This is a genomic window from Actinopolymorpha sp. B17G11, assembly GCF_040196095.1.
Classification (GTDB): domain Bacteria; phylum Actinomycetota; class Actinomycetes; order Propionibacteriales; family Actinopolymorphaceae; genus Thermasporomyces.
In genome coordinates this window covers 110,668-123,773 of sequence record NZ_JBEFTW010000004.1, presented here as the reverse complement: position 1 = coordinate 123,773, position 13,106 = coordinate 110,668, and the positions used below count along the sequence as shown (strand labels likewise).

The following is a 13,106-nucleotide window of genomic DNA, read 5'->3' as shown; positions in this document are numbered from 1 at the left end:
GCCCGTCGGCCAGCAAGTCAGTCGACCACGGGCGTCTCGCCGAAGTCGTAGAGCTCCGCCAGCGAGTGGGTGAGGTCGACCACCGGCTTGGCTTCGGTGATGTCACCCCGCCGATAGGCCAGGGCGTACGCCGGAAACTGGCCCGCGATGCTCGGCACCATCGTGGTGAACTTGCCGGGGCTCCCCCGCCAGCCGATCCGGTCCAGCGCGAAGAACTCCACGCCGCCCATGCCCTGCAGGGATCCGTACGCCGCCCAGAGCGCCACGGACTCGGCCTTGAACCGGTTGGGGTTGGGCCAACCCGTCTCCGACACGGTCTGCGGGAACCCCGCGATCCGGTGGAACTTCACCATGGCCGCGTCGGGCTCGGTCAGCGTGGACCGGTCGTCGAAGGTCTGCCCGACGTCGATCATGTAGCTCGACCCGAATCCCTCGTGACGGCCGCCGAAGTACGCGTCATGGCGGTCGACCACATCCGTTGCGGTGTAGGTGTAGCGCTCCAGGGCGTCCATCGTCGACGGCTGTGCGGTGATCCAGTTGCTCGCCGTGATGAGGCTGCGGACTCCGAGGTCCTCGCGCCAGTACCGCACCGTGTCGGCGTAGAACCCACGCTGCTGCGCGACGATGAACTCCCGCTGGTCCCGCATCCGCCGCCTCATCGGTCCGTCGGCCGGATGCGCGTCCGAGGTCATCATCCATGCCTCCTGCACCACCATCACGCCATCGCCCGGCGTGTCCCCGTCGACCTCGCTGCCCTCTCCCCAGACGGCGAGTGCGTCCGCCGCCGAGCCGTAGCGGTCGGCGAGCCAGGACCCGAACGCCGTGTCGAGGATCGCCAGGTGCTCCGCCGGGATGTTGCCGCGGCTGAATGTCCAGAAGAAGAAGCTGTCCTCGTTCTGGATCTCGACGATCGCGACGCCCGGGTCGGCGCCGAGCGGCCGACCGGTGTAGGGATTGCGGGTCGTGAACAGTGTGCGTGCCCACGCCCGGTGCACCTCCTGGAAGTCCGGGTCGAACATCAGCAGGGCGAAGGGGTTCTTGCTCTCGATCGAGTCGTACGCCGGGAAGCCGACGTCGGACCCCAGCTGGACCCACAGCGGGAAGTAGAAGCTGAGGTGGGTGTAGATGCCCTCCCGCTTCATCGCGGCCGCGAAGTAGTGCAACTGGTCGAGGTAGGCCATGTCCACGGCGGCGAGGTCGCCCGATCCCTCGTCGAAGATCGGGCCGTGGATCCGCACCAGGTTGACGCCCCGCTTGGCGAGGAACCGTGCGAGGTAGTCGACCGAACCCTGGTCCTGCCGGATGATCTCCGGTCCGACGTTGACCGCCCAGAATCGGACCGGCCTACCACTGCCCAGGATGAAACGACCGCCGTGGCTGGTCACGAAGCCGCGCTCGCCTGCAGTGCGTTCGTTCAGGTGGCGCAGATCGATCGGGGACGTGGCGAACGCGTCGGCTCCCGGCTCGAACGCCGTGAAACCCGGGTTGGCCACGCGGCCGTACTCCCCCGGCCTGAACTTCCCCCGCGGGACGAACAACCCCGGCGTCAGCAGGAATGCATCGAAGGACGACGTCAGCGCCTCACCCGGCCCGGCAAGCAGGCGTAGCTCGAACGACCTGCTGCCCGCGGCGAGCCGGACCTTCCCGGCGTGCACCCAGTCCGCACCCAGGAACCGCCGGATGTAGGTGGAGTCGGCGAGCCCGAACGAGTCGTCGACGACCCGCCACCCGTCGTCGTCGAACCGCCAGCGGAACGGCCCGTGGTGCCAGAACTTCCGTACCCACAGGTGATAGTCGGCGTCGTCTGGCACGTCGACGTCGTAACGGGCGTAGGCCTCCGGGTCGTCGGCCCCGCGTGTGCCGGCGTTGCTGAGCCAGTCCCCGCCGGACAGCAGGTGCTTCTCCTCCTCGGTCGGCGAGAACTCCGTCTGGGCGGGGAAGTTGGTCTCCGCCGGCGCCTCGCCCTCCCACCAGACGTACGAGATGTCCTCGCCGTCGGGAGCATCGTCGTCGCGCGGCGTGCGCGCGATCACGGTGTAGAGGGCGTCCGCGGGCAACGCCAGCCGGCCTCCTTCTCCGCTGCGCTCCACCGGCAGGGCGCGGTTGACATAGCCGTTGCCATCGAGGACGTACGCATGCGTCCCCGGCAGGTGCGCGAACTCCACACTCGCGTCGATCTCGCGTACGCCGACCGGGTGGTCGCCCACCCCCGCGATCGTGTCGCCGTCGACCCTCCAGCCGTAAGCCTCCTCCTCGGTCACGGCCTGGACGAGGACGAGCTCCGATGTACGCAGTGGGCGGTCGTCGAGAGCGGTCACCAGGACGGAGGCGTAGTCGTTGCCGCAGGACAGCACGACGTCCCCCAGGTCGAGCCGGCCCGCCGCTCCGAGGAAGCCGACCGCACCCTGGCTCCGCGCGGTGGCGATCGTCAGGACGCCGGTGCCGTAGTCCCAGGTGAGTTCGCGGGTCGCGCTGCGGATCGTCTGCTGCTCCCGGTCGAGGTACTCCGACAGGTCCGCCGCCCAGACCCGGCTCGTGTCCGCGGTAAACCTGTTGCGGACCGTGCCGACAAGGAAGCTCAGCGGATCCACCTCGGGCGGGGCCGCGAGCGGCGGGCGCACGGATCCGAGCACGGGCAGCGGGAGGGCCGCTCCCGCGATGCCCAGGCCGAGCGCACCGTGGACGAATGTGCGCCGGCCCATCCGGCCGCCCGGGTTCTCCTCTGGATCGCTCGTGGATCGGGTTCGCGTCACGGCAGAATCTCCTCGGGGCGTGGGACTCCGGTCAACTCGGTGGGGCCGGGACCTCGACCGCGTCGAGGTCGGTGTAGCTGATCAGGGTGACGCCGCGGTCCTGGCAGGCCTTGCGCACGTCCGCACTCAGCAGAGCCCGCCGGTCGCCGTCCCGCTCCGCCGCGACGGCACCCACGTCCGGGTAACCGACCCCGCGGATCGCGCGCAACTCGGGTGTGTCGATGCCGGGATGGGTCACCATCAGGTAGGTGCCGTCCTCAGCCGCACGGATCCGGTCGGCGAGGTCGGTGTCGGGGCCGGGGCCAGCCGACGCGGACGTGAGCGGCGGCAGCCGGGCGAGGTCCGGCGCGTACACGAGCGCCTCCCTCCGGGCCAGGTCTCGCAGCCGCTCCCCCAGGCCGGGCAGCACCCTGCCCACTCCCATGTGCTCGTCGAGGTAGCGGATCTCGAGGCCGGTGGTCCGCGCCTTGCCGAGCTGGGCAGCCACCTCGGCCTCCGCCTCGTCGAGGTCGAACCGGCCGGTCGCCCGGAGGTCGGCCGGTGACGGGAAGAAGCATCCGCTGGCGTCGAGCAGGGAGGGTACGTCGGTGGCCGGGAGGATGGGTCCCCATCGCGGTGACTGCCACTCGCTGCTCAGGGTCACGTGCAGGCCCGCCGTGACGTGGGTGCGGTCGGCGCCGAGCGCGAGGAGCATCGCCGCGGCCTGGTCGAACGCGGGCGTGGGTGCCATCACCGAGACGTTGCCGGCGATGCCGCCGGTGACCACCTCGGCGATCGCGCGATTCACCGCGTCACACAGTCCGGCGTCGTCGGCGCGGACGAGCAGTCTCATACCGTTCCCGTCGTCGAGGGGATCCCGGTCTGGCGTTCACCAGATCGTTCAGTTGAACTCCAGAAGAGTACGACCGGATATTGGCCAGTTCCATGCCTTGACCCAGCCGAATCAGGACGTCTACGTTCACTGAAACGTCTGAAACACCTACTGAAATGTTGATCTGAAACGACGCGTCGAGTCGGGGATGTCAGTGGCCGGACCACCGGGGAGGCGAGCGACGTTGCGGCAGGTCGCCGAACACGCGGGCGTCTCGCTGGGGACAGCCTCGGCGGTGTTCACCGGCAAGGCGGCAGTCTCCACGACGTCCCGGCACGCCGTCGAACGCGCCGCGTCCGCACTCGGTTACCGGCCAACTCTTCGCCGGACGACGGTCCGGCCCACAGACGACACTGCCGTCCCAGGTGTGCGGTCGATCGGCCTCGTCATCCGGTTGATGGAGCACTCCCTGCGGACCAACCCGTTCTACTCGTCGGTCCTGGAGGGTGCGCAGGGTGTGTGCGCCACGCTCGGGCTGAGTCTGTCGTACGAACTCGTCGTGGGCATCGACCGCCACGATCCCCTTCCGCTGTCCGTCCAACGCCGCGAGGCGCACGGCCTGCTGCTCGTCGGTTACCTGCCGGACCACACGATCGACCAGATCACGGCGACCGGTGTGCCCTGCGTCCTCGTCGACAACGGCGTCTCCCTCGGAGGTACACACTCGCCCGGGGGCACACGCTCGCTCGGCGGTGTCCGTGCCGCGCGGGCGGCGACGCTCGACGCCGTACGCAACGACGACGAACGCGGCGGCTACCTCGCCGCCCGGCACCTGCTCGACCTCGGCCACACCGACCCGGTCCCGGCGATGATCGCCGGACCTGCGGAGTTCCCGTCCATCAGCGACCGGCTCCGCGGGTATCGCCGGGCGATCGCCGACGCCGGGTACGCCGTCGATCCGGCACTCATCCGCACGACCACGCTGAGCCCGGCAGGCGGTCGCGCGCAGATGGCCGAACTGCTTGACCTCCCGACTCCGCCGACCGCGGTCTTCTGCTGCAACGACGCCACCGCACTCGGCGCGCTCGCCACCCTGCGCGAACGCGGCATCTCCGTCCCGGAAGACATCTCCGTCGTGGGCTACGACGACATCGAACTCGCCGGCCAGGCCGCCCCGCCACTCACCACCGTGCGCGTGGACAAGGGACTCATGGGCGCCCAGGGCGTCTGGCACCTCGTCCAACGCATCCAGCGCCCGGCGATGTCCGGCCGGGAGACCCTGCTCGAGGTCACGCTGGTCGTCCGCGACTCCACCGCACCTCCCCGTCACCACTCCCGCAACCACCCCCACCCCCACACCCACCCCCGGCCGCCCGATGGACGTCCGGAACCGCCGTCAAGGGAGCCGTAGCCATGGGCGATCCACAGTCGACGTACTCGCCACTGCAGGAGATGGGAGGCACACTCACCCGGCGGAGCATGCTGCGTGCCTTCGCCGCGGGCGCCGTACTGACCACCGGCGGCCTTACGCTGTCGGGCTGCCAGAAGGACTCCGGAGCGGGCGGCGGTTCGGCTGACGTCACCCTCAAGATCGGTGGGGTGCCGAACGCGGACCCCTATCCCGTCATGCCGTCGGCTGACAAGCGGAAGAAGGACGCCAACGCCAAGGGGTACGCCGAGGCGCTCCAGGGCTGGTTCAAGCAGAATCCCGGCGTCAAGCTCACCCACATCAACGCCGACATCCAGGACACCGAAGCCCTCGTGGCGTCGGTCGGCGGTGGCACGGCGCCGGACCTGTTCATCGGCAACGTCCTGGGCAGCTGGGGATCGGGCAACATCCGCAACGCCTTCGTCCAGGGGCTCGCGGCCGACATCACCGAACTCGCGGAGAAGTACCTGTTCGGCAGGAAGCTCAACCCGGTCGTCAAGCCGGCATGGGATTTCTGGCAGCTCGACGGCAAGCGCTACGGCCTGCCGTACGAATACTCCGGCGCCGGTCAGGGTCTCTACTACCGGCGGGACTTCCTCTCCGAGGCCGGGATCTCCGACATCCCGTTCGACCGGACGTGGACGTGGCAGCGGGTCCGCGAGATCGCGAAGGCCACCACGTCGGGCAAGCGCAAGGGCATCGCCCTCGTCAACTGGAACTACTGGGCGTTCCTGTCCGCCAACGCGCACGGGCTTCTCACCGACGTACCCGCCCCCGACACGACCTGGAACTGGCGCGCCGACTTCACGACCCACGCGGACACGTGGGTGCGGGCGGTCGAGCTGTTCCGGGGCATGGTCTTCGACGACGAGTCGGTGCGTACGGACATCACGTTCGACGACGGGCAGGCCAACGCGGCCTTCACCCGGGCCGAGGTCGGGATGTGGATGGGCAACCCGGCGGCTTTGGTCCACAGCCCCAATGACCCGGAGGCGGCGAAGTTCGTGTCGCCGACCGGCAAGCCGTACGAAGAGATCGTTGGCTGGATCCCCCTGCCGTTCGGGGAGACCGGCTTCTACGACGGCACGGCCCGCTACGGCAACGCGATGATCTCGTTCCGGCCGGACGCCGAGGACGACGTGCTCGACAAGGCGGTCAACCTGCACACCTACATGATGGGTCCGGGCCTCACCACGCAGATGAAGGTGATCAACGAGGAGACGAAGGACCTGCGCAACGTCTACGGCGGTTATGTCGGAGGTTCCATGATCCCGACGAACACGATGATCCCGGTGTTCGCCGAGAGCTTGGAGGACCTGCCCGGCAGCGCTGAGGAGGCGTGGGGCAAGGAGATCGTCGACGCCTACTCGGCCGGCACCAAGCTGAACCCGACCCCGCCGCAGGAGCAGTTCTTCCCGGCGGAGGAGAGCCCCGGTCCATCGGGAACGGCGTCCGACGACGCAATCAACCGGTGGGCGTTCGAACGGAAGGTCAGCGACATCCGGGCCGAGCTCGCGAAGCTCGAGCAGACGGTGAACAAGACCAACGACGGCTTCACGTCGAGCATCGACGACGAGGTGTTCGTCGAGTCCGCCCGGAGGTACTACGCCGCACTGGACAAGGTGTGGCAGCAGGAGGCGCCCGACTTCCACGCACAGGTCTACGCGCCGTGGTACGCCGAGAAGGTCCGTCCGGCCGTCGGCTGAGCACGCGGCGGCTCACCGAGGCGATCTCGCAGCCGACCAGGCGGCTCGCGGCTGACCGAGGCGATCTCGCAGCCGAGCAGGCGGCTCGCGGCCGAGCAGGCGGCTCGGCGGCTGGGCGTGGTACGCGTGCCCGTGCGTAGGGTGGAGGTGGGCCTGGTCGACGACGGACGACCGGGCCTGCCCGCCGTCCACCACCGAGGAGCTGTCCCCCGTGCGTGATGACGAGCACCCTGACCGCGGGTCCGCCCGCGCGCCCAGGCGGGGAAGCGGGTTCGACCTCAGCGGCTACGCACACGAGCTGTCATGGCGCTTCTCCCGCTCGGGCGGGCCGGGCGGCCAGTCGGTCAACACGACGGACTCCCGGGTGAGTGTGTCGTACGACCTCGCCCGGTCGGAGGCGCTGAGCCCGGTCCTGCGCGAGCGTGCCCTGCGGCGACTGGCGGAACGGCTCGTGGACGGCGTCCTCACCGTCACCGCGTCTGACCATCGCTCGCAGCTCGCCAACCGCCGTGCCGCCCTCGCCCGCCTGACCGCACTCGTGGAGGACGCGACCGCACCACCGCCCAAGCCGCGCCGGCCGACCAGGCGTACCAAGGGCGCGCACCAGCGCCGCCTCGAGGAGAAGAAGCGGCGCGGCGACACCAAGCGACTCCGCCAACCTCCGAGCTGAGACTCGGGGACGTTTCGGGCGTACCGCCCGAGGAGCTTTCTTGCCCGTCGCGCGGGGTCAGCGGTGCCCGCGGCGGAGCGCCTTGCGAGCGAGCGCCGGGAGATCCGGGACCTTCGGCAGCTTCGACATGTCCAACTCGGGCAGCCGCCTCGATCCTGGCGGGGGCGGCGTGACCCGCAGACTCAGGTCGGCGTGTTGAAGGACGTCGGCCAGCGGCACGTCGACGGCGGGGTAGCTCGCCACCGGCGTGTCCTTGGAAAAAACCACCCAGATCGGTTCGGCCTCGTGGAACACCCGAAGCACCGAGCCGTCGACCACGGTTGTCGCGTGGGTGAGCGCGCGCTTGCGATCAGCCTGCCGTGCCAGCGCCTTCTGGACCGCGCGCTGTGCCGGCTCGCGGCCGTGCTTGATGGCTTCGTAGACGAGCGGGCCGTACTTCATCGCGTACGTCACCGCGGTCTTGGCGATCCGTCCCTTGCCGGCCACTGGTCACCTCCGCCGTGATCATGCCGTCCTCTGCAGTCTCGCACGCCCGGAGGTGGCAAGGCCCGGGACCTGGGTCCGGATCACCTGGGTCCGGATCACCTGGTCATCCACACCCACCTGCCGACCAGTGCTGCTGTCGGTCATGCCACGCTGGCGCCGTGCCCGACCGCCGTCCTCCTGCCCGCACCCGGCGGCAGCCGCGCAGGGCTGACGCTGGACCGGCCGCGTACGCCGGCGCGCACGCGATCAGCACCGGCAGCGCGGAGCTCACGGTCGACCGCGATGACCCCGCCGGGTGGTTCGTGGTCGTCAACGGCGTACCCAGTTCGTATGTCCATCTCGACGATCCGACCCGGCTGGAGTTCGAGTACGTCCGGTGGATCGGCGACGTGCTCGACGTCCTCGACCGGGCCCTGCCGGCACCGCTGCGCGTCGCCCATCTCGGAGGCGGCGGCTGCACCCTCGCGCGGTACGTCGCGGCAACCCGACCAGGTTCACGGCAGGTGGTGTTCGAGGTCGACGGAGACCTGGTGGAGCTGGTCCGCCGGGCCTTCGGGATCCGTCGGGACCAGGGTTTCCGGATCCGGGTCGCCGAGGCTCGCGACGGCCTACGTACCCTCCCGGACGCCTCTCAGGACGTCGTGATCCGCGACGTCTTCGCGGGCAACCAGGTGCCGCCGGCGCTCACGACGGTCGAGTTCTGTGCAGACCTCGCCCGCGTCATGGCACCGGAGGGTACCTACGTCGCCAACGTCGCCGACCGCACCGAGCAGCGGCACGCCCGTGCGGAGGCGGCCACCCTGCGCGAGGTCTTCCGGCACGTCGCGCTGGTGGCCGAACCGTCCCAGCTGCGTGGCCGGCGTTACGGCAACGTCCTCCTGGTCGCATCGAACGCGCCTCTGCCGCTCGACCCGCTCACCCGCCGGCTCGCGTCAGGCGCCGTGCGAGCGCGGGTCGTCCGTCCGGAACGCCTCGCCGAGCTGGTCGCCGGCCTACGCCCGCTCACCGATCCCACCCCTACGCCAGCCGACGACGACGCACGTCAATTCCCAACGAAACATGGCGAATTCACCGCGCATCGTTGGGAATGATCACGCATGCGTGATCATGCCCCGTCGTGGTCTCCGTCGGCGAGGAGGCGCTCGACGCGTTCGACCTTGCCGGTGAGCTCTCCGGTGTGGCCGGGACGGATGTCGGCCTTGAGCACGAGGCCGACCCGGGGTGAGGTCGCTGCCACGACGTCGACGGCCTGCTTGACCACCGCCATCACCTCGTCCCACTCCCCCTCGATGTTGGTGAACATCGCGTTGGTCTCGTTGGGCAGGCCGGACTCGCGGACCACGCGGACCGCCGCGGCGACGGCTTCGCTCACGCTGCCGTCGTCGGCGCCGCCGGCGGGACTGATGCTGAACGCCACAATCATGCTGCCTACCCTGCCCCATCGAGACGCGGACGGATCAGCCCCTCCTGGACAACCGACGCGACCAGGCTTCCGTCGGTGGTGAACAGCCGGCCGGTCGCAAGGCCCCGGGCATCCGACGCCGACGGTGAGATCTGGTCGTAGAGCAGCCACTCGTCCGCGCGGAAGGGCCGGTGGAACCAGATCGCGTGGTCGAGCGACGCGGTCTGCAGGCCACGCGCCCCGATATAGGTGTCGTGGGGCACGAGCGTGACACCGAGCAGGGTCAGATCACTGGCGTACGCAAGAACACACCGGTGCAGGACCGGGTCGTCCGGCAGCCGGCCGGCGGCGCGGAACCACACCCGCGCGCGGGCGGGATGGTCCGGGTCGTCCGGCGTACCGCCACGGCGCGAGTCGCCCGCATAGCGCACGTCGAGCGCGGCCCACTCCTCCGCCCACGTGTCGCTCGGGCGCCCCGAGATCTTCTCCAACACCTCGCCGAGTGTCGGGCACACGTCCGGAGCGGGTACGTCGGGTGCCACGTCCTGGTGGTCGAACCCGGCCTCGGGCACATGGAACGACGCCGACATGTAGAAGATCGTCCGGCCATGCTGTCGCGCGACCGTCCGGCGGGTGCTGAACGACCGGCCGTCACGCAGCCGCTCGACGTCGTAGACGATCGGGACGTTGGTGTCGCCGGGCAACAGGAAGTACGCATGCAGCGAGTGCACCGCCCGGCCGGGTTCGACGGTACGGCTGGCCGCGACCAACGCCTGGCCGGCGACCTGTCCGCCGAACACCCGCTGCAGCCTGGTCTCCGGCTGGCGGCCGCGGAACAGGTTGTCCTCGATCTGTTCCAGATCGAGCAGGTCGAGCAGTTCATCCAGGGATCGAGGCACTTCCCCATCGTGCCAGGTGCTACGAACGCGACTCCGTACCGGCGGGGCTGACGGCATCGACCAGGCGGGCCACCCGCTCGCGCAGGTCGGCGAAGTGCGAACGCAGCAGGTGCCGCGCCCGTGCCCCGTCGCGAGAGCGGAGGGCCTCGACGATCCGCTGGTGGCTCCCGACCACCTGGGAACGGTCCAGCGGCGGCGGAGCAAGCTCTCTCGCGACCTGGTGGTAGATGTCCCAGAACAGACTGACCAGCTGCGTGGCGAGCTCGTTGCCCACGCCCGCGTACAACCGTTCGTGGAACCTGCGGTCGGCGTCGGCGAGTTCGCCGGTACGCATGGCCTCGACGGCCGCGTCGAGCGCTTCGAGGAGGTCGTCATCTGCCTGGTCGGCGACGCGTTCGATCAGTCCCAGTTCGAGCAGCTCGCGGACCTCCACCAGGTCGGCGAGCGCACTCGGGTCGTCGCGTACAGCGAGGCGGGTACGAAAGAGCAGGCCGGGCGTGACGGCCGTGAGCGGGGCACTGCCCACGAACGTCCCGTAGCCGTGCCGGATCTCGACGATCCCCAGCGTGTGCAACGCGCGGAGGGCTTCACGGACGGAGTTGCGGCTCGCGCCCAACGTCGTCACCAGGGCCGGCTCCGCCGGCAACGGCGAACCCGCCCGCAGCCCTTCGTCGAGGATGAGATCGACGATCCGGGCCTCGAGCTGGCGACCTGTCCCTGCCATGTACCAACCTTCAGCGAGTCCTGGGACCCGGGTGCTCCGGGTCCTGTGGGCACCGGGGCCCGGGTCCTGTGGGCACCGGGGCCCGGGTCCTGTGGGCACCGGGGCCCGGGTCCTACGGGCTGTGGGGGCGTCCGGTGCCCTGAGCATTCGGCGCCTTGGGCTAGCCTATCCGGCGGACATCCCACGTCCTACGTATGGCGAGACGAAGAGGTGGACCGTGGCTTCAGCCAGCACACCGTCAGGTGTCATCCCGCCGGTCTGCACGCCGTTCACGCCCGAGCGCGAGCTCGACGTCGCCTCCCTCGAACGCCTCTGCGCCTTCCTCCTCGACGCCGGCGTCGCCGGACTGTTCGTCGGCGGGTCGACCGGCGAGGCCGCCTACCTCACCGACGACCTGCGGACGCGAGTGCTGCAGGCAGTCGTGGGCTTCGCGGCGGGACAGGTACCCGTGGTGGCGGGGGCGATCGACATGACCACGACCCGTGTGATCGCGCACGCCCGGGCGGCCCAGAAGCACGGCGCCGACGGCCTGGTCGCGACCGCGCCGTTCTACTCGCCCACGCACCCGGCGGAGATCGCGGTCCATTTCCGCGCGATCAGGCGAGCCGTCGACCTGCCGCTACTCGCGTACGACATCCCCACCGCGGTCCACACGAAGCTGCCCTCCGACCTGGTGGGCGAGCTGGCCGCGGACGGCGTACTCGCCGGGCTCAAGGACTCCAGCGGGAACATCGACGGGTTCCGGGCCGCGATCGGTGCGACGGCAGGGGTGCCGTCGTTCCGGGCGTACACCGGGTCGGAGGTCCACGCCGACCTCGCACTCGTCGCGGGCGGGCACGGCATCGTCCCGGGTCTCGGCAACGTCGACCCGGCCGGGTTCGTCCGCCTGTACGAAGCCGCGCGACGTGGTGACTGGCCGGCGGCCATGGCCGAGCAGGACCGGCTCCGGCGCCTCTTCGCCCTCGTCGGGGTCGGCGACGGCCGGATGGGGTTGTACTCCTCGGCCATCGGTGCGTTCAAGGCGGCACTGCGGATGCGCGGGGTGATCACCCACGCGACGACCAGCCTGCCGATGATCCCCCTCGACGACCGCGAACTCGCCTCCGTCGCGCGGCACCTGGAGGAAGCGGGCCTGCGGTGACGCCGGCGAGGACGGTGTACGCCGCGGGGGCCGACGGTTACGACACGTTCCGGATCCCGGCGATCGTGGCCGTGCCCGACGGCACGCTGCTCGCTTTCGCCGAAGGTCGCCGTCTCGGTCCGGGAGACGCGGGGCCGATCGACCTCGTCCTGCGGCGATCCGCCGACCGTGGGGACACCTGGTCTGCCCTCCAGGTCGTAGCGAGCGATCCCGGCAACACCGTCGGCAACCCGAGCCCGGTCGTGGATCCGGCGTCCGGCGATGTCGTGCTTCTCACGACCCGGGCCGCCGGAAGCGCGACCGAGGACCGCATCGTGCGGGGTGAGGTCCCTGCCGCCGAGTCGCGGCGGGTCTGGCTGCAGCGCAGCGCCGACCATGGCTTGAGCTGGACGGCGGCGGTCGACCTCACCACCTCGACGAAACGCCCCGACTGGCGGTGGTACGCCACCGGGCCGGGCCATGCGATCGCGCTCCGCCAGGGGCCACACGCCGGGCGCCTCGTCGTACCCGCCAACCACTCGACCGGCGCAGCGGGACACGGCGGGCACCTGCTGCTGAGCGACGACGGCGGACGATCCTGGCGGATCGGTGCGGAGGACCACTGCCCGCCCGAGCAACACCAGTCGGCCGGTTGGTGCGTACATGCCAACGAGTCGACGGTCGCCGAGCTCCCGGACGGGCGGATCTACGCCAACACCCGCAACCAGGGCGGCCTCGCGCCCGCCCATCGCGCTCAGACCGTGAGCTCCGATGGCGGGGAGACGTTCGACCGGCCGTACGCACCAGTGCTGGCGCTCGCGACGCCCGTCGTCCAGTGCAGCCTGCTGGCCGTCGATGGGCAGTTGGTCTTCGCCGGGCCAGGTGATCCGGAGGTCCGGAGGCGACTGACCGTCCGCTCGAGCCGGGACGCCGGTCGGTCCTTTCCCGAGGAGGTCGTCGTCTCGCCGGGTCCCGCTGCGTACTCCGATCTCGTCGACCTCGGCCGCCACAACGGCGAGCGCACGATCGGGGTGCTGTTCGAGAACGGCGACCATCGCCCCTACGAACGGATCAGCTTCACCCACCTCGCCCTGCCGTGACGGGGT

12 protein-coding genes are annotated in these 13,106 nt (G+C 70.3%); 6 read left to right on the top strand and 6 right to left on the bottom strand.

Annotated elements, in window-relative coordinates; genetic code table 11:
- Positions 1 to 17: 17 nt before the first annotated feature.
- Positions 18 to 2,753, bottom strand: a complete 2,736-nt coding sequence (locus ABN028_RS06530; protein ID WP_349695969.1) for a hypothetical protein — start codon at positions 2,751 to 2,753, stop codon at positions 18 to 20.
- Positions 2,754 to 2,784: 31 nt separating this feature from the next.
- Complete coding sequence (locus ABN028_RS06525) at positions 2,785 to 3,585, bottom strand: ChbG/HpnK family deacetylase (RefSeq protein WP_349695968.1); 801 nt, start codon at positions 3,583 to 3,585, stop codon at positions 2,785 to 2,787.
- A gap of 193 nt (positions 3,586 to 3,778) precedes the next feature.
- Here ABN028_RS06525 and ABN028_RS06520 point away from each other — a divergent pair, with 193 nt between their 5' ends.
- The 3 genes from ABN028_RS06520 (at position 3,779) to arfB (ending at position 7,369) form a co-directional block, all read left to right on the top strand.
- Entirely contained in the window at positions 3,779 to 4,975 is a 1,197-nt protein-coding gene (locus tag ABN028_RS06520) for a LacI family DNA-binding transcriptional regulator (RefSeq protein WP_349695967.1), read from the top strand.
- 2 nt (positions 4,976 to 4,977) lie between these two features.
- Positions 4,978 to 6,699, top strand: a complete 1,722-nt coding sequence (locus ABN028_RS06515) for an ABC transporter substrate-binding protein (RefSeq protein WP_349695966.1) — start codon at positions 4,978 to 4,980, stop codon at positions 6,697 to 6,699.
- A gap of 298 nt (positions 6,700 to 6,997) precedes the next feature.
- Positions 6,998 to 7,369 carry an alternative ribosome rescue aminoacyl-tRNA hydrolase ArfB gene (gene arfB, locus ABN028_RS06510; RefSeq protein ID WP_349696047.1) on the top strand — a complete coding sequence of 124 codons (372 nt, stop codon included), beginning with the start codon at positions 6,998 to 7,000 and terminating at the stop codon, positions 7,367 to 7,369.
- Positions 7,370 to 7,426: 57 nt separating this feature from the next.
- Here the strand turns inward: arfB and ABN028_RS06505 are convergent, their stop codons facing one another.
- Entirely contained in the window at positions 7,427 to 7,855 is a 429-nt protein-coding gene (locus ABN028_RS06505) for a hypothetical protein (RefSeq protein ID WP_349329128.1), read from the bottom strand.
- 158 nt (positions 7,856 to 8,013) lie between these two features.
- Here ABN028_RS06505 and ABN028_RS06500 point away from each other — a divergent pair, with 158 nt between their 5' ends.
- Positions 8,014 to 8,946: a spermidine synthase gene (locus ABN028_RS06500; RefSeq protein WP_349695965.1), complete on the top strand. Its 933-nt coding sequence runs from the start codon at positions 8,014 to 8,016 to the stop codon at positions 8,944 to 8,946.
- A 14-nt stretch (positions 8,947 to 8,960) separates the two neighbouring features.
- On the opposite strand, the gene ABN028_RS06495 is transcribed toward ABN028_RS06500, so the two are convergent.
- The 3 genes from ABN028_RS06495 to ABN028_RS06485 are packed head-to-tail and all read right to left on the bottom strand — an operon-like array spanning position 8,961 to position 10,880.
- Entirely contained in the window at positions 8,961 to 9,278 is a 318-nt protein-coding gene (locus ABN028_RS06495; RefSeq protein WP_349329126.1) for an MTH1187 family thiamine-binding protein, read from the bottom strand.
- Between the two features lie 5 nt (positions 9,279 to 9,283).
- Entirely contained in the window at positions 9,284 to 10,156 is an 873-nt protein-coding gene (gene tesB / locus ABN028_RS06490) for an acyl-CoA thioesterase II (RefSeq protein WP_349695964.1), read from the bottom strand.
- A gap of 19 nt (positions 10,157 to 10,175) precedes the next feature.
- Positions 10,176 to 10,880, bottom strand: a complete 705-nt coding sequence (locus tag ABN028_RS06485; RefSeq protein ID WP_349329124.1) for a FadR/GntR family transcriptional regulator — start codon at positions 10,878 to 10,880, stop codon at positions 10,176 to 10,178.
- Positions 10,881 to 11,097: 217 nt separating this feature from the next.
- Here ABN028_RS06485 and ABN028_RS06480 point away from each other — a divergent pair, with 217 nt between their 5' ends.
- A complete protein-coding gene (locus tag ABN028_RS06480) occupies positions 11,098 to 12,021 on the top strand; it encodes a dihydrodipicolinate synthase family protein (RefSeq protein WP_349695963.1) in 924 nt (307 codons plus the stop codon).
- Positions 12,018 to 13,100, top strand: coding sequence for a sialidase family protein (locus ABN028_RS06475; RefSeq protein ID WP_349695962.1), 1,083 nt, complete (start codon positions 12,018 to 12,020; stop codon positions 13,098 to 13,100). Before ABN028_RS06480 ends, ABN028_RS06475 begins: the two co-directional genes overlap by 4 nt.
- Positions 13,101 to 13,106 lie beyond the last annotated feature (6 nt).

What these genes read in the sequence shown, in the direction of transcription:
- ABN028_RS06525 (WP_349695968.1), bottom strand. Translation starts at nt 3,585, where the DNA reads ATGAGACTGCTCGTCCGCGCCGACGACGCCGGACTGTGTGACGCGGTG.
- ABN028_RS06485 (WP_349329124.1), bottom strand. Translation starts at nt 10,880, where the DNA reads ATGGCAGGGACAGGTCGCCAGCTCGAGGCCCGGATCGTCGATCTCATC.
- ABN028_RS06515 (WP_349695966.1), top strand. Translation starts at nt 4,978, where the DNA reads ATGGGCGATCCACAGTCGACGTACTCGCCACTGCAGGAGATGGGAGGC.
- ABN028_RS06495 (WP_349329126.1), bottom strand. Translation starts at nt 9,278, where the DNA reads ATGATTGTGGCGTTCAGCATCAGTCCCGCCGGCGGCGCCGACGACGGC.